This window comes from Rhodococcus sp. NPDC080181 (genome assembly GCF_040702225.1).
GTDB classification, from domain to species: Bacteria; Actinomycetota; Actinomycetes; order Mycobacteriales; family Mycobacteriaceae; genus Rhodococcoides; species Rhodococcoides fascians.
Window position 1 is genome coordinate 198,948 of record NZ_JBFBKN010000005.1, and the last position, 15,900, is coordinate 214,847.

At 66.0% G+C, this 15,900-nt stretch carries 15 protein-coding genes; 3 read left to right on the plus strand and 12 right to left on the minus strand.

All coding sequences use genetic code 11. The annotated features are described in order from the left end of the window. The first annotated feature begins 58 nt into the window (after positions 1–58). Positions 59–529, plus strand: a complete 471-nt coding sequence (locus tag AB0O58_RS08305) for a DUF3237 domain-containing protein (protein ID WP_032370476.1) — start codon at positions 59–61, stop codon at positions 527–529. 13 nt (positions 530–542) lie between these two features. On the opposite strand, the gene AB0O58_RS08310 is transcribed toward AB0O58_RS08305, so the two are convergent. From AB0O58_RS08310 to AB0O58_RS08320, 3 genes are read right to left on the minus strand one after another with little or no spacing between them, the layout of a single operon-like run. Continuing rightward, the gene (locus tag AB0O58_RS08310) at positions 543–1,181 is read right to left on the minus strand and encodes a hypothetical protein (protein ID WP_201009385.1); all 639 of its coding nucleotides are present in this window, start codon (positions 1,179–1,181) and stop codon (positions 543–545) included. Beyond that, positions 1,171–2,442 carry a histidine--tRNA ligase gene (gene hisS, locus AB0O58_RS08315; protein WP_366238100.1) on the minus strand — a complete coding sequence of 424 codons (1,272 nt, stop codon included), beginning with the start codon at positions 2,440–2,442 and terminating at the stop codon, positions 1,171–1,173. Before hisS ends, AB0O58_RS08310 begins: the two co-directional genes overlap by 11 nt. A gap of 2 nt (positions 2,443–2,444) precedes the next feature. After that, entirely contained in the window at positions 2,445–3,137 is a 693-nt protein-coding gene (locus tag AB0O58_RS08320) for an MBL fold metallo-hydrolase (protein ID WP_204856520.1), read from the minus strand. Between the two features lie 191 nt (positions 3,138–3,328). Between AB0O58_RS08320 and AB0O58_RS08325 the strand changes: the two genes are divergently transcribed. Together AB0O58_RS08325 and AB0O58_RS08330 are read left to right on the plus strand one after the other, a co-directional pair. Further along, positions 3,329–4,192 (plus strand): peptidylprolyl isomerase, encoded by an 864-nt coding sequence (locus AB0O58_RS08325; RefSeq protein ID WP_027496954.1) that lies wholly within the window; start codon positions 3,329–3,331, stop codon positions 4,190–4,192. Beyond that, the gene (locus AB0O58_RS08330; RefSeq protein WP_052068830.1) at positions 4,189–4,986 is read left to right on the plus strand and encodes a peptidylprolyl isomerase; all 798 of its coding nucleotides are present in this window, start codon (positions 4,189–4,191) and stop codon (positions 4,984–4,986) included. Before AB0O58_RS08325 ends, AB0O58_RS08330 begins: the two co-directional genes overlap by 4 nt. Before the next feature lie 72 nt (positions 4,987–5,058). Here the strand turns inward: AB0O58_RS08330 and AB0O58_RS08335 are convergent, their stop codons facing one another. From AB0O58_RS08335 to ruvC, 9 genes are all read right to left on the minus strand, one after another. Next, entirely contained in the window at positions 5,059–7,389 is a 2,331-nt protein-coding gene (locus AB0O58_RS08335) for a bifunctional (p)ppGpp synthetase/guanosine-3',5'-bis(diphosphate) 3'-pyrophosphohydrolase (RefSeq protein ID WP_051365379.1), read from the minus strand. 224 nt (positions 7,390–7,613) lie between these two features. After that, entirely contained in the window at positions 7,614–8,171 is a 558-nt protein-coding gene (locus AB0O58_RS08340) for an adenine phosphoribosyltransferase (RefSeq protein ID WP_045841766.1), read from the minus strand. Continuing rightward, positions 8,168–9,865, minus strand: a complete 1,698-nt coding sequence (locus tag AB0O58_RS08345; protein WP_308051203.1) for an ABC transporter substrate-binding protein — start codon at positions 9,863–9,865, stop codon at positions 8,168–8,170. Before AB0O58_RS08345 ends, AB0O58_RS08340 begins: the two co-directional genes overlap by 4 nt. Positions 9,866–9,891: 26 nt before the next feature. Continuing rightward, a complete protein-coding gene (gene secF / locus AB0O58_RS08350) occupies positions 9,892–11,073 on the minus strand; it encodes a protein translocase subunit SecF (protein WP_032372500.1) in 1,182 nt (393 codons plus the stop codon). Position 11,074: 1 nt separating this feature from the next. Then, positions 11,075–12,844: a protein translocase subunit SecD gene (gene secD, locus AB0O58_RS08355; RefSeq protein WP_032365084.1), complete on the minus strand. Its 1,770-nt coding sequence runs from the start codon at positions 12,842–12,844 to the stop codon at positions 11,075–11,077. Positions 12,845–13,004: 160 nt separating this feature from the next. Then, positions 13,005–13,430 carry a preprotein translocase subunit YajC gene (gene yajC, locus AB0O58_RS08360; protein WP_027496947.1) on the minus strand — a complete coding sequence of 142 codons (426 nt, stop codon included), beginning with the start codon at positions 13,428–13,430 and terminating at the stop codon, positions 13,005–13,007. A gap of 138 nt (positions 13,431–13,568) precedes the next feature. Beyond that, entirely contained in the window at positions 13,569–14,597 is a 1,029-nt protein-coding gene (ruvB, locus tag AB0O58_RS08365) for a Holliday junction branch migration DNA helicase RuvB (RefSeq protein ID WP_366238123.1), read from the minus strand. Positions 14,598–14,651: 54 nt separating this feature from the next. Further along, positions 14,652–15,257 carry a Holliday junction branch migration protein RuvA gene (ruvA, locus tag AB0O58_RS08370; RefSeq protein ID WP_032372502.1) on the minus strand — a complete coding sequence of 202 codons (606 nt, stop codon included), beginning with the start codon at positions 15,255–15,257 and terminating at the stop codon, positions 14,652–14,654. Beyond that, positions 15,254–15,871 carry a crossover junction endodeoxyribonuclease RuvC gene (gene ruvC, locus AB0O58_RS08375; RefSeq protein ID WP_032370470.1) on the minus strand — a complete coding sequence of 206 codons (618 nt, stop codon included), beginning with the start codon at positions 15,869–15,871 and terminating at the stop codon, positions 15,254–15,256. Before ruvC ends, ruvA begins: the two co-directional genes overlap by 4 nt. Positions 15,872–15,900: the final 29 nt, after the last annotated feature.

Genomic DNA, 15,900 nt, shown 5'->3' on the forward strand with positions numbered 1-15,900 from the left:
CCGGCAGCCGACAAGCGATAGCGTAGGGCCCGAAGTCGATCCTAGGAGTGCACCGCACGTGACCGCCCCGAACACACCGACCCTGGAACCCATTCTGCGCCTGGGCCTCACCCTGGGACCGGCCATCGAGATCGGTTCGGTGCCCGAAGGCGACCGAGTCGTCACCACCGTCCTCGGCGGGGCCGCACCCGGCCCGGACATCGAGGGCACTCTGGCTGCTCGATCGACCGTCGTCAGCGTCACCCGGCCCGACGGGTGCACCGAGTTCAGCAGCGATCTCGTCCTCGAATTGGCAACCGGCGGTTACCTTTCGCTCGACTACCGAGGAGTCCAGTTCGGACCGGCCGAGGTCATCGACGCTCTGAACGATCCCGACCGAGAGGTCGACCCGGCGACCTACTACTTCCGCGGCACGTTGCGAGTGTCGACCGCTGTTCCGAAGTTCACGTACCTCAACCGGGCCCTCGTCGTCACCTCCGGCTCACGATCGGCCGAGGCCGTGGTGCTCGACGCATTCCTGGTGACCTGAGAGCCGTCCGCTCTCATCCGAGCAGCTGCGCGACCTCACGGTCGGTCAACGTCGCATGCGGAGTGCGACCTTTGCTGCGAACAAGTTCGATCGCTCGGTAGAGAGGTCGCTCGTCGAGCCCGGCGTCGCGAGCCTCGGCCCGCAGCTGATCCACCAGCACCGACGCGATGGCCGCCGCGGGAACGAGTTCGGTGGTCCACAGCGAATCGGCGAGCGTGCGCAACGCAAGAATCGGCAGTTCGCGGCCGCCGCCTCTGGTGTACAGCGCCAATGGCAGGACGATGCGAGTACGACCGTCGTAGAGCCGCAGCGAGATCTGGTCGATTCCGGCCGTGCGGATGGTCATCTCCGCCGTCACCACCTCCGGCATGTTCAGCCGTCGGGTGCGCAGTCCCCGCGCGCACAGCCGGGGCCCGTCGAGCCACACCCGGCGGCGCAATCCCAGCCAACCCGACAGCGCTGCCGGACCACCGACGATCACTCCGACGAGGACTGCCACCCACACGGGGGCGAAGAGCGCCAGAACGACGCCCAGCACGACCCCGAGCAGCAGCGAACCGACCACGATCTTGCGTAACCGCGGCGCGAGGAACTCCGCCGAGACCAGATCGAGGGCTACCGGACCTGCCGGGGGCCGAGGGTCATCGGCCAAGGCGCACTCCGAGGACGTCGACCACGTCGGCCAACGTGACCGTCTCCTGCTCGCCGTTCGAAAGGTCTTTCACCACGATGGATTCGGCCGACAGCTCTTGATCGCCCAGCACGAGTGCGTAGCGTGCTCCCGAACGATCAGCCGCTTTCATCGCTCCCTTCATGCCCCGATTTCCGTACGCCATGTCCACCGCGATTCCACTTTCACGCAACTGAGCTGCGATGTCGACGATCGCGAGTTTGGCCGCGGCACCCATCGGGATGCCGAACACCTGACACCGCGACGTCGTGCCTGCGGTCTTTCCTTCGGCGGCCAACGCGAGGACGGTGCGGTCGACACCGAGCCCGAATCCGATACCCGACAGTGCCTGCCCGCCCAACTGCTCCATCAGGCCGTCGTAGCGTCCGCCGCCGCCGATGCCCGATTGGGCCCCGAGGCCATCGTGCACGAACTCGAACGTCGTCTTCGTGTAGTAGTCGAGCCCACGAACCATGCGCGGGTTGACCAAGTACGGAACGTTCATCACATCGAGGTAGGCCAACACCTCGTCGAAATGCTGCTTCGCCGAATCGGAGAGATGGTCGAGCATCAACGGCGCGTCGGCAGTCATCTCGCGCACCTCCGGCCGCTTGTCGTCGAGAACCCGCAGGGGATTGATCTCGGCGCGTCGACGCGTGTCCTCGTCCAAAGGAAGCGCAAAAAGAAACTGCTGCAGCAACTCTCGATACTGCGGGCGGCAGGTGTCGTCGCCGAGCGAGGTGATCTCGAGCCTGAAACCGGTGAGACCGAGGGCGCGGAACCCGGCGTCGGCCACGGCGATGACCTCGGCGTCCAACGCCGGGTCGTCGACCCCGATCGCCTCGACTCCGACCTGCTGCAGTTGGCGGTAGCGGCCGGCCTGCGGGCGCTCGTACCGGAAGAACGGCCCGGCGTAGGCCAACTTGACCGGCAGCGCCCCGCGGTCCAAGCCGTGCTCGATCACCGCACGCATGACGCCCGCAGTCCCCTCGGGACGCAGAGTCACCGACCGATCGCCGCGGTCGGAGAAGGTGTACATCTCCTTGCTGACCACGTCGGTCGATTCGCCGACTCCCCGGGCGAACAACCCGGTGTCCTCGAAGATCGGGAGTTCGATGTGGCCGTACCCGGCTGCGCGCGCGGCACCGAGAAGGCCCTCACGGACAGCGACGAATTCGGCCGAATTCGGGGGGAAGTAATCGGGAATGCCCTTGGGCGCGGAAAAGGTGGTCGGCTTGCTCACGGTCACAGCTTTCCTTGCTCGGGGTCACCGAGTCCAACGAGGAACGGATTGGACCCGCGCTCCTGGCCGATGGAACTCTGGCCGCCGTGTCCGGGGAGCACGACGGTGTCGTCGCTCAGCGGCAGCAACCGCGACGCGATGGACCGTAGAAGTTGGTCGTGGTCGCCGCCGGGCAGATCTGTCCGGCCGATCGATCCGGCGAACAGGGTGTCGCCGGTCAGCGCCAACGGAACATTCCCGTCGGGGCCGTCCGCCTCGGCGAGGAACACCACCGAGCCCTGCGTGTGCCCCGGAGTGTGCACGACAGTGAAGTCGATTCCCGCCAGGCTCAGACGTTGCTCGTGTGCCAACTCGATCACCTCGTCCGGCTCGTGGAACTCAAGGTCGCCGAGCACGGCAGCGAGCGTCGGACCGGTCCCTTTGATCGGGTCCGCCAACATGTATCGGTCCTCGGGCGCAATGTATGCGGGGATTCCGTACTTCGAGCAGACCGGCTCCACGGACCACGTGTGGTCCAGATGACCGTGGGTCAGCAGCACCGCCGTCGGGGTCAGCGAGGATCGCGTCAGGAAGTCGACCAACGGATCGGCGGCATCCTGGCCGGGATCGACCACGACGCACTCGGATGCGTCGTCCTGAGCGAGGATGTAGCAGTTCGTCTGAAACATTCCTGCGGGGAATCCGGTGACGAGCAAGACAATCGCTCCTAAGAGGCAGAGGCCGAAGTACCGAGCCAGCTTAGTGGGGAGGTTCTCGTCGGGTCCCCCCAGCATGCTCTCAGGCAATGATGGCAAACTCGCGTTGGCCGATTGTCGGCCGGCTACCACACGACCCACCCGCTCAGCGAGCAGGCGTGGTCGAACCAGGACAAGCGGGAGGACACGAATTGCCCAGCAACGAGCAACGGCGCGAGGCTGCCAAGCGAAAGCTCGAACGCCAACTCGTACGACGTGCAGAGCGAGCACGACGTCGGAAGCAGTTGACGATCGCCGGCTCCATCCTCGGTGTGGTTGCGGTCGTGGCCGTTGTCTCGGTCGTCTTCGTGGTGACCCGCGGTGACGACGACGCGAGCACGGCGCAGGACTCGACCACGTCTGCACCGGCCGATTCGATCATCGCTGCGGGCCGTACGGAACCGCTGCCCGAGACGGTGAACTGTTCGTACCCTGCCGCCGCACAGCCGGCCGCCAAGCCCAACACCCCTCCCCGCACCGAGAACATCCCCACCAGCGACGAGCCCTTGAGCTACAGCATGGCCACCACCGCCGGCAACATCGGCCTGACACTGAACAACCCCGAATCCCCGTGCACGGTGAACAGTTTCGTGTCCCTGGCCAATCAGGGTTACTTCGACGGCACCACCTGCCACCGCCTGACGACGGGTGCCGGCCTGCAGGTGCTGCAGTGCGGCGATCCCACCGGCTCCGGTAGTGGCGGGCCGGGCTACCAGTTCGCCGACGAGTTCCCCACCGACACGTACGCCGAGGGCGACCCTGCCGCGCAGACTCCTGTCCTGTACCCCCGCGGAACCCTGGCGATGGCCAACGCCGGCCCGGGAACCAACGGCAGCCAGTTCTTCCTCGTCTACGGCGATTCGCAACTCCCGCCCGCCTACACCGCCTTCGGCACGATCGACGAGACCGGTCTCGCCACCTTGGATGCCATCGCGGCCAAGGGGGCGCAGGGCGGTGCCTCCGACGGCGCACCGGCCGAGCCGGTGGACATCACCTCGATGCAGAGCGACCTGTGACACGCGTACCCGGTCTGGTGATCGCAGCCTCCGCTGCGGCACTTCTTATCGCCGGCTGCTCCGGATCGACGGAGACCGCTGCCACGCCCACTCCGGCCGGTTCGACGACCGCTGCCTCGACGGCGGCCACGACGACCACCCCGCGGCCGCCGCTGAATCTGTCGCGGTTCGGTGCGCTGCCGCCCGTTCCGCAGCCGACCACCGATACGGTCTCGTGTGCGTACCCGGCGGAGTCTCCGGCCGCCAAGGAGGTTGCTCCGCCTCCGACCGAAAACATCGACGTCTTCGGAACGGTCGACGTGACGCTGTCGACGACCCAGGGCGACATCGGAATGACGCTCGACCGTACCGAAGCCCCGTGCGCCGTCAACAGTGTGGTCAGCCTGGCTCAGCAGGGCTACTTCGACGGCGCACCGTGTCATCGGTTGACCACCTCCCCCGGCCTCGAAGTGTTGCAATGCGGCGACCCGTCGGGATCGGGTCGTGGCGGCCCCGGCTACAGCTTCGCCAACGAATACCCCACAACCGCGTTCGCCGACGATCCCGCGCAGGCCCAGAACCCGGTCGTCTACCCCCGTGGCACCCTGGCCATGGCCAATGCAGGCCCTGACACCAACGGCAGCCAGTTCTTCCTGGTGTACGCCGACTCGGTGCTGCCGCCGCAGTACACGGTGTTCGGCACCATCTCCGATGCCGGCCTGCAGACCCTGGACGCCATTGCGGCCGGTGGAGTCAGCGGCGGTGCAGAGGACGGAGCGCCGGCGAATCCGGTGGTCATCACCTCGGCAACCTGACGTACCGCACGACGAGGACAGGGTGAGCAGAAATTCCTGCTCACCCTGTTGTCGTATCGGGTCGGAATTCGGTCAGGCCGCCGAGGTGAGCCTGTACACGTCGTACACGCCCTCCACGTTGCGCACGACGTTGAGCACGTGCCCCAGATGCTTGGGGTCACCCATCTCGAACGTGAACTTGCTGATCGCCACCCGATCGCCCGACGTCGCGACGGATGCCGAGAGGATGTTGACCTTCTCGTCGGCCAGAGCCTTCGTGACGTCCGAGAGCAACCGATGCCGGTCCAGGGCCTCGATCTGAATGGCCACGAGGAACACCGAGGAGGCCGACGGTGCCCATTGCACCTCGATGAAGCGCTCGGACTGCTCCTCGAGCGACCGCGCATTGGTGCAGTCGGTGCGGTGGACGCTGACCGACCCGCCGCGGGTGACGAACCCGAGTATCTCGTCCCCGGGTACAGGGGTGCAGCACTTGGCGAGTTTTGCCACGACACCCTCGGCACCGGTGACCAGTACCCCGGCGTCTCCGACCTGACGCGGTCTCGTCGGAATGGTCGACGGCGTAGAGCGCTCCGCGAGTTCTTCCTCGACGTCACCGACACCACCGAGATGAGCGACCAGCCTCTGCACGACGTGGCGAGCAGAAACGTGGTTCTCACCGACCGCGGTGTACAACGCTGACACGTCCACGTACCGCAGTTCGTGGGAGATGGCCGACATGGACTCGGCATTCATCAAGCGCTGCAACGGAAGTCCGCCGCGACGGACCTCTTTCGCGATGGCGTCCTTACCGGCTTCGAGGGCCTCTTCGCGACGTTCCTTGGCGAACCACTGACGGATCTTGGTCTTCGCACGCGGTGACGCGACGAAGCCCTGCCAATCTCGACTCGGCCCGGCCGTGACGGCCTTGGACGTGAAGACCTCGACCACCTCGCCGTTGTCGAGGGTTCGTTCGAGTGCCACCAGGCGACCGTTGACCCGGGCTCCGATACAGCGGTGACCCACTTCGGTGTGCACCGCATAGGCGAAGTCGACCGGACACGATCCGGCGGGAAGCGTGACGACATCGCCCTTCGGGGTGAAGACGAAGATTTCCTTGACCGCCAGGTCGTAGCGCAGAGACTCGAGGAACTCGCCCGGGTCGGCCGCTTCACGCTGCCAGTCGAGCAACTGGCGCATCCACGCCATGTCGTCGACCTCGGCGTTGTCCTGTGAGTGCTTGCCCTTGGTCTCCTTGTATCGCCAGTGAGCAGCGATACCGAACTCCGCGGTGCGGTGCATGTCCCTGGTGCGAATCTGCACTTCCAGTGGCTTGCCCTCGGGCCCGATCACCGTCGTGTGCAGCGACTGGTAGACGCCGTACCGTGGCTGCGCGATGTAGTCCTTGAAGCGGCCCGCCATCGGCTGCCACAGCGAGTGCACGACGCCGACCGCGGCATAGCAGTCGCGGATCTCGTCGCACAGAATGCGCACTCCCACGAGGTCGTGGATGTCGTCGAAGTCCCGGCCCTTGACGATCATCTTCTGGTAGATCGACCAGTAGTGCTTGGGACGTCCCTCGACGACGGCGCTGATTCTCGATGCCGCCAGTGTGGCGTTGATCTCGGCCCGTACCTTCTCGAGGTACGTGTCGCGGGACGGTGCCCGATCGGCGACCAACCGAACGATCTCGTCGTACTTCTTGGGATGGAGAATGGCGAAGGCCAGGTCTTCGAGCTCCCATTTGACGGTGGCCATACCCAGCCGATGAGCAAGCGGCGCAATGACTTCCAGTGTTTCCTTGGCCTTGCGGGCCTGCTTCTCCGGGGGCAGGAATCGCATCGTGCGCATGTTGTGCAGTCGATCGGCGACCTTGATGACCAACACCCGCGGGTCCCGCGCCATCGCGATGATCATCTTTCGGATGGTCTCGCCCTCGGCGGCCGTCCCCAGTACGACCTTGTCCAGCTTGGTGACCCCGTCAACAAGATGGGACACCTCGTCACCGAACTCCTCGGTCAACTTGGCCAACGAGTAGCCGGTGTCCTCCACCGTGTCGTGCAGCAGGGCCGCAACCAACGTTGTGGTGTCCATACCCAGTTCGGCGAGGATGTTCGCCACGGCAAGTGGATGGGTGATGTACGGATCGCCGGACTTGCGCATCTGTGTGGAATGCAGCTCGTCCGCGACGTCGTAGGCCCGCTGCAGCAGCGTCAGATCGGCCTTGGGATACAGCTCGCGATGCAGACTGACCAGGGGTTCGAGGACGGGCTTGACCGCCGCGCTGCGTCCGGCCGTGATGCGACGAGCGAGCCGCGCCCGAACTCGACGGGAGGCCGAGGTGGGCACGGGTGCCGAATTGCGTGCACCCGAGGGTGCCTGGTCGTCGGCCTGCGCCGAATCACTCGACACCGGCTCGCGCACGCCCGGTCTGTCCACCACCGGATCGTTGACCACTGCGGTATCGACGACCGCGCTCGTATCGCCGGACGCGACCAAATCCGCACCGGTTCCCGGCCGATCGGCGACTGCGGGCCGCTCGGGCAAGGGCTGATCGATGTAACGGGTCACTCTCATCACCTCCTGCCACACATTCGCGCCGACGCCAGGACAGATCCGGTCGACGCTGTATCAGTCGACTTTAGTCCTCAGACTCGAACCAGGCAGGCGAGCGGGTAGTCACTGCACTTGCTGCGGCCGTCGAGCGCCTCTATTTCCAGCACCACGGTCGCCCCGACCACCACCGCGCCCTGCTCGGCCAGCAACCGAGCTGTCGCATCGACGGTACCGCCGGTGGCGAGGACATCGTCGACCACGAGCACCCGTCGACCGGCCAGCTCGATGGAGGTCGGAATCTGCAGTTCTGCGGTTCCGTACTCGAGATCGTAGGTTCGCGAGTGCACGGGCGGCGGCAGTTTGCCCGCCTTGCGTACAGCGAGCACCCCGCAACCGAGCTCGAGTCCCACGCCCGCTCCCAGCAGAAACCCTCGGGCATCGATGCCGGCCACCAGATCGACGTTCTCGAAACCCTCCGTCAGTGCCGTGACGACACTGCGCAACGCGGGCCCCTCCGCGAACACCGGGGTCAGGTCGCCGAACCGCACCCCGTCCACGGGAAAATCGTCCACCCACCGTGTCAGCCGATGCACGGCCGACACGGCATCACCGCGCACCCCGCCGTCCTGAGTCACTGTCGCATCGCTCATTTCAGAAGTACCCACCGATCCATGTTCCAGCCGGCACCGGCCGCCGTGGGGTTGGCCACGACGTCCTGCATACCGTCGCTGACGACGGTGGTGCGCGGCTCGCTGTACAGCGGAAGCGACGGCATGTCGTTCCACAGAATGTTCTCGCCCTCGGTCGCCAACGCCAGCACGCGCTCGGGATCGTCGGTCACCGCCAGCTGGTCGACGATCGAGTCGATCCGCCCGTTGCTGTACCCGCCCACGTTGAGGCCGATACCGGTTCGCAACGAGTACCGTGCGACGACGGACGACGCCGAGCCGGTCGGCCCTGGCAGCGACCCCGCGCCGCCGAGAACGGCGTCCACTGTTCCGGCACGAAGCGCGGACGGCGTGAACTCCGGTGAGCTCGCGTCCTCGACGGTGATCCCCGCCGCCGCACAATCGGTCGCCATTCGGCTGACCAGCTGAGCGCGGCGCGCGTCCGGTGCCAGGTAGCCGACGCGTACGGTGAGCGCACTGCTACCCGATGCGGCCAGTTCCTTGCCCGCGCGGTCCAGGTCCGACCGCTGGTACCGGTCGCCGACCGTCGCGGCAACCGAGGGGTACACCAGAGTGTCCGGTTGCATCAGCCGCGAATCGACGACCCCGGAGCCGGGCCCGGCCGGCGGTGCTTCGAAGCCAGGGTGCCCGAGTGTGTCGAACAGCTCCGTTCGCGGGATGCATGCGGCCACGGCCCGGCGAGCACTCGCCTCCGCCAGCGCGCCCTGGGTCGCGAACGTCAGCTGCTCGACGCCTCGCGACGGTTCCGTGACGGTCTCGAACCCCTCTGTCGAACCCAGATCGATCGCGCCCGCACCCTGGTCGATCACGTCCAGAGATCCATCGGCAATCTTGGCCGGGACGTCGGTGCCCTTGGGCCAGATCACGACTCTCTGCGTCTCGGGCGGAATGCCCCACCAGGCGTCGTTCGCGACCAGAACCAACCCGTCCTCGGGGGTGTACGAGTCGACGCGGTACGGACCGGCCGACGGCAGCAGCGACGTGTCGACAGAACCGGGCGTCAACGTCCACCCGGTGTTCCAGAAATCGGCGATCCGAGAGACGACACCGTCATCGCCGGCCACGATGGGATCGACGACGTTCGGTACCCCGGCCGCGCGCGCAGCCACGTGTGCGGGCAACAGATCGGTGGCACCGAAGAGAGCTCGCCAGTTCTGGTAGCTGCGGCCCGGGGCGAAGACGACGGTGGCGTCCTTGGACCCGGGGACGCAGTCGATGCTCGCGATGTCGGAGTATCCCGCCGTCGACGCCGCGTCGAACAGGGGACGGTCGGTGGCGAACCGGCCGCTGTTGGCGGCCCACGCCAGCACCAGGTCATCGCACGCCATCGGTGCGCCGTCGGAGTATTTCGCCGCAGGCGCGATCGTGTACTGCAGCGTCAGAACGTCCCCAGGCACCACGGCGACGGTACCGATGTCGTTGTCCGACAGCGCATCACCGTCCGGTCCCAGATAGCTGAACCCGACCTGGACTCGTGTGAACGCCTGACGCGCTCCCGACGCGGCCCCGTCGACGGTCCTGGCGTTGTAGTTGTTCACCACGTTGTCGAACGAGTACCCGATGGAAGGCACCTTGTCCTCCGAGGCCGAACATGCGGTGAGCGACGCTGCGGCCAGACCCGCTGCCAGCAGTGCCGCGCTCCACCTACGTTCCACGTGCACTCTCCATCTCTACGATCTCGCTATCGGCGCTTCTTGTTCCGCTTCCCAGTGGGGCGATTGCCGGGCTGCGGTGCCGACGCCTTGCTGACATCCACGCCGACGGCCACCGGTTCGGGTGCGAGACCGGCGGCGCGCGCCGCCGCGTCGGCACGCTTGGAGTGGACCTTGCGAGTGTGGACCGCGACCGGGCCCCACTTCTCCTTCAGGGTCACCAACAGCGGCGTGGCGAAGAAGATGGACGAGTAGGCACCGACGATCATGCCGACGAGCTGCACGAGAGCGAGATCCTTGAGCGTTCCCACGCCCAGCAGCCAGACCGCGACGATCATCAATGCGATGACCGGCAGAACACCGATCACGGTCGTGTTGATCGATCGCATCAGAGTCTGATTCACGGCGAGGTTGGCCTGCTCCGCGTACGTCTTGCGGTGCAGGTTCAAGATGCCTCGGGTGTTCTCCTCCACCTTGTCGAACACCACGACGGAGTCGTACAGCGAGAAGCCCAGAATGGTCAGCAGACCGATCACCGTGGCCGGGGTCACCTCGAAGCCGACGAGTGAATAGACGCCCGCGGTGACGACGAGGTCGAAGCCCAATGCGGCCAGGGCCGCCAGCGCCATGTCTCGTTCGTATCGGATGGCGATGTAGATGCTGACGATCACCAGGAACACCGCGAGGGCTATCAGAGCCTTCTGGGTGATCTGACTCCCCCATGTCTCACTCACGTCGGAGACGCTGATGGCATTGGGCGTTGCGGTGCCCGAGTTGTCCTGCGGCTGGAAGGACTGGAACAGCGCCTGTCGAAGAGTGTCGACTTCGGCTGGATCGAGCGCCTCGGAACGGATCTGCACCGTGGCCGCGGCACCCGAGCCGACCGTCTGGACGGACACCGGGGGCATGCCCAGCGAGTCGTTGTAGACGGTTTCGACCTGCTCGGTGGAGATGTTGTCCGCGGCGGGCAATGCGATGCGGGTGCCGCCCTCGAAGTCGATACCGAGCGTGAACCCACGCACGAGGAAGCTGAGCAGGCAGATCAGCACGATGACGCCGGTCAGCACGTAGTAGAACCTGCGGCGTCCGACGATCTCGAATGCACCGGTGCCGGTGTAGAGACGAGAGAACCAACTGTGCCTGGGCTGCGTGGACTGGTCGACGCTCGAATCGTCGAGAGGCGATGGGGTCGAGGTGGCCGTATCGGACATGTCATGCCTCCTTCGACGGCGACGCGGCGCCGGTCTTGACGGCGACTGCCTTGTTGGCGGCGCGCTTTCGTTCGAGCGCGATCTGCTGGACCGCGCCGAGACCGTTGACGGACGGCTTGGACCAGAATTTCGACTTCGACGCCAGATTCACCAGCGGCCACGTCACCAGCACCACGACGATGACGTCGAGGATGGTCGTCAGTCCCAGGGTGAACGCGAAGCCGCGCACCTGACCGACTGCCAGTACGTACAGAACGGCAGCGGCGATGAAGCTGACCGCGTTGCCGGACAGGATGGTCTTGCGTGCGCGGGCCCAACCGCGGGGCACTGCGGACCGGAAGCTGCGGCCCTCGCGAATCTCGTCCTTGATGCGTTCGAAGAACACCACGAAAGAGTCCGCGGTCATGCCGATACCGATGATCAGGCCGGCGATGCCGGCGAGGTCGAGGGTGAAGCTGATCCACCTGCCGAGCAGGATCAGGATGCCGTAGACGACGAGCCCGGCCAGCGCCAACGACAGAGCCGTGAGCAGGCCGAGGGCTCGGTAGTACAGCAGGCAGTAGACCAGCACGAGGGCCAAGCCGATGGCACCGGCGATCAGGCCTGCTTCGAGTGACGCCAATCCCAGTGTGGCCGAGACCGTTTCGGCCTCGGAGGACACGAACGACAGTGGCAGCGAACCGTACTTGAGCGTGTTGGCCAGTTCGGAAGCGCTCTGCGCGTTGAAGTTGCCGGTGATCGACGTGGCACTACCGGCGGGAGTGGCACCCTGAATGACCGGCGCGCTGATCACCTTCGAGTCCAGTACGAATGCGGCCTGCTTCTGCAGGTTCGCAGCCGTGAACTGCGCCCAGGTGTTCGACCCCTCGGAATCGAACGTCAGGCTCACCTGGAACTGAGCCTGCTGGTTGTCGAATCCCGACGTCGCGTCGGCGATCTGCTGACCGTCGATGATCGTGGGACCGAGAAGGTAGACAGCTGTTCCGTCGGTGGAGCAGGCCACGAGCGGGAGCGCAGGATCGTCGTTGCCGGCGAGCGGGTCCGCGGCGTTGCAATCGAGCGACTGCATGGCGAGCTGCTGTATCTGCTGATCCTCGCTCTGACGAAGCGCCTTCGCGTCGGCGATCTCCTGGGCTGCCCGATCGGCGTCGGACAGCGACGCGTTTTCGGCGGGATCACTCGAGGTCGGGGCGTCCGTCGCGGGTGCGTCCGAGGCCGGAGCACCGGTTGTCGGAGCGGGGGTCGGGTCGACCGTCGTCGGATCCTGCGCCGGAAACACCCGACTCTGCGGAGCCGCCGGAGCAGCAGGATCGACGGCTGTCGCCGGATCTGCCGGCGCAGCCGGGTCCGTCGGAGTCTGCGGAGAACCCGGCGTCGCCTGGCCTGCGGATGGTGCAACCGACCCCACCACCGGACGAATGAACAGTCGAGCGGTCTGCCCCAGAGTTCTCGCCTGAGAGCTGTCGTCACCGGGCACCGTGATGACGAGATTGTCGCCGTCGATGACCACCTCGGAACCGGACACGCCGAGACCGTTGACGCGGGTCTCGATGATCTGCTGCGCCTGCTTGAGGCTGTCCTGCGACGGCGCATTTCCGTCGGGCGTGCGTGCAGTCAGCGTCACTCGCGTGCCGCCCTGCAGGTCGATTCCCAACTTCGGCGAGGGGTCTTTGTCTCCGGTGAAGAAGACCAGGGCATACACCGCCGCCATCAGCACCGCGAAGACGGCGAGATAGCGGGCGGGATGCACCGATCCGCTGGAAGGTGCCACGGTGTGTGATTCTCCTCTGGGCGGTGGAAAAGTGTCTGTTCCTGTTGGCTCGCGCCTCGTTGTGTCAGCGGCGGGCGGTGCGATTGTGCACCACGACGCTCACCGCAGACGAAACCGCTGCCGGATTGTGTCTCCGACAGCGGTTCGGATCTTCGCTACGTCACTCTTTTTCGAGGCGCTTCGTCGTCTGCTCGACGGTTTCGTCGGCGGGGTTCCCGACGTCCTTGTGCAGCGACGGAGCTGCCGGCTCGGTGGGGCCGACCGCAGCGGTGCCGGCGCCGGGCACCGAATCGAAGGTGTTCTCGTCCGACTCGCCGTCGTCGAACTCGGTGTCGTCGGGCAGAACCTCACGCACGACGGCGCGTGACCACGTCGTGATGACGCCGTCGGCGATCTCGAGGTCGATCGTGTCGTCCTCGACCAGGACCACTCGTGCATACAGGCCTGCGGTGGTGACGACCTCGTCGCCGACCTTCAGCGAGTCCTGCATTTCCGTGGTCTTGGCCAGCACCTTCTTCTGTCGGCGCGCGTTGAGAAACAGCGGTACCAGAAGGGCCACGATCAGCAGCGGAAACAGCAAATCCATCGGAAGGTCAGTCCTCGAAGTTCGGTTCGATAATCGTCATTGTCTCGTGCGAGAACGTCGCTGGTGCGGGCCTCGCAGCTACCCAGTGTGCCATCACCTGTGGCCCGCTCGGTCCGTTCGTCTCGTGTTGCGGCCGTTTCACTCGAATAATCCCTGCTGGACCTCGGCCGATCGCACCGAAATTCCCCCGACTGCGAGATCCGGTGGCGGGGTGAGACCGAGGTGGTGCCAGGCGGCGGCAGTGGCGACGCGACCGCGCGGCGTACGGGCGATCATCCCGGCCCGCACCAGGAACGGCTCGCACACTTCCTCGACCGTCGAGGGCTCCTCGCCGACGGCGACAGCGAGAGTGGACACTCCCACCGGTCCCCCGCCGAAACTTCGGATCAGCGCGCTGAGGACGGCACGGTCGAGGCGATCCAGTCCGAGCTTGTCCACGTCGTAGACCACGAGCGCGGCCTTGGCGGTGTCCTGGGTGACGGTGCCGTCCCCGCGCACGTCCGCGTAGTCGCGAACTCGGCGCAGCAGTCGGTTCGCGATTCGGGGTGTGCCACGCGAGCGTCCTGCGATCTCGGCGCAGCCGTCACGGTCGATGGGGACACCCAGAATCCCGGCGGATCGCATCAGAATTCGTTCGAGTTCACTCGGCTCGTAGAAATCCATGTGCGCCACGAACCCGAAGCGGTCGCGCAGCGGTCCGGTGAGCGCGCCGGACCGGGTGGTCGCACCGACGAGAGTGAACGGGGCGACCTCCAAGGGAATGGATGTCGCTCCCGGCCCCTTGCCGACGATCACGTCGACACGGAAGTCCTCCATGGCCAGATACAACATTTCCTCGGCCGGCCGGGCGATCCGATGAATCTCGTCGATGAACAGCACGTCCCCTTCGACGAGGTTGCTGAGCATCGCGGCCAGATCGCCCGCACGCTCGAGGGCGGGCCCGGAGGTCAACCGCAGTGAGGTGCCGAGTTCCGCGGCGATGATCATCGCCATGCTGGTCTTTCCCAGGCCGGGCGGACCCGACATCAGGATGTGATCGGGGGTGCCGCCGCGCATCTTCGCCCCCGAGAGCACCAGCTGCAGTTGCTCACGCACCCGAGGCTGACCGATGAAATCGGTGAGGTTCTTCGGACGCAGACTGATCTCGATGTCGAGGTCGTCGGACATGGCCTCCGCACCGACCTGGGATTCCCCGAACTCGTCGTCCTCGGTCACGCCGACCTACCTGGACTTACCGAGGTACGCCAACGCGGCCCGCAGTGCGGTGGACGTCGTGGCCTCGGGCTGCTGTGCGAGTACCGCGTCGGTGGCCTCCTCGGCCTGCTTCGCCGGAAATCCGAGACCGATCAGGGCTTCGACGATCTGATCGCGCATCGAGTTGCCGACCCCGGAACCGGGCACCACGGAACTGCCGGCGCGGCCGACAACGGCGTCGACCTTGTCGCGCAGCTCGACCACCATCCTCTCGGCCCCGCGCTTGCCGATACCGGGAACTCTGGTGAGGGCCCCGATGTCGCTGTCCGCCAATGCTGTTCGCAGGGAGTCGGGTTCGTGTACCGCAAGCGTGGCCATCGCAATTCGTGGCCCGACTCCGGAAACCGTGAGCAGCAGCTCGAACAGCTCACGTGATTCCTTGTCGGGAAACCCGTACAGCGTTTGCGAGTCCTCGCGCACGATCATGGTGGTGAGCAGAGTGGACTCGCTCCCCCGATGCAACGTCGCCAACGTCGCCGGTGTGGCATTGACGCGATATCCGACACCGGCCGCCTCGAGTACTGCGTGATCGAGAGCGATGTCGATCACCGACCCGCGAATGGATGCGATCACCGTGCGCCCGCCTCCTTCTTGGCCAGTTTCTCGATTTTGCGCGCCACGGCGGCGCGAGCTTTGCGTTCCTCGGCCAGACGCGCGTCGTACTTGCGCTTCTGTTCGGCGGCCATCGCCTCGGCTTTGGCCATCCGGGCGATCATCGGGGCGCGCCAGCAGTGACAGATACCCAGAGCCAACGCATCTGCGGCATCAGCGGGAGTCGGCGCGGTCTGCAGCCCGAGAATGCGCATGACCATGGCGGTGACCTGTGCCTTGTCGGCCGAACCGTTGCCGGTGACGGCTGCCTTCACCTCACTGGGAGTGTGGAAGCAGACGTCGATACCGCGCCGGGCCGCAGCCAGTGCGATGACGCCGCCTGCCTGCGCGGTGCCCATGGCCGTCCGTACGTTGTGCTGAGCGAACACTCGCTCGATTGCCACGACCGACGGCTTGTGTGTATCGAGCCAGTATTCCGCCGCTTCGGATATCCGCAGCAGACGCTGCGCGAGATCCATGTCGGCGGGAGTCCGGACCACATCCACGTCGAGAGCGACGACTGTGCGACCGACGCCTCCCTCGATCAAACTGAGCCCACACCTGGTGAGACCGGGGTCGACACCCATCACCCGCACGTCACCACACCTTCCGCTTACGAACTGTT

Bases quoted from the DNA above. Each gene is read 5' to 3' on its own strand.
- AB0O58_RS08340 (WP_045841766.1), bottom strand. From the start codon at position 8,171: ATGAGCGATGCGACAGTGACTCAGGACGGCGGGGTGCGCGGTGATGCC.
- secF (WP_032372500.1), bottom strand. From the start codon at position 11,073: ATGTCCGATACGGCCACCTCGACCCCATCGCCTCTCGACGATTCGAGC.
- yajC (WP_027496947.1), bottom strand. From the start codon at position 13,430: ATGGATTTGCTGTTTCCGCTGCTGATCGTGGCCCTTCTGGTACCGCTG.
- ruvB (WP_366238123.1), bottom strand. From the start codon at position 14,597: ATGTCCGACGACCTCGACATCGAGATCAGTCTGCGTCCGAAGAACCTC.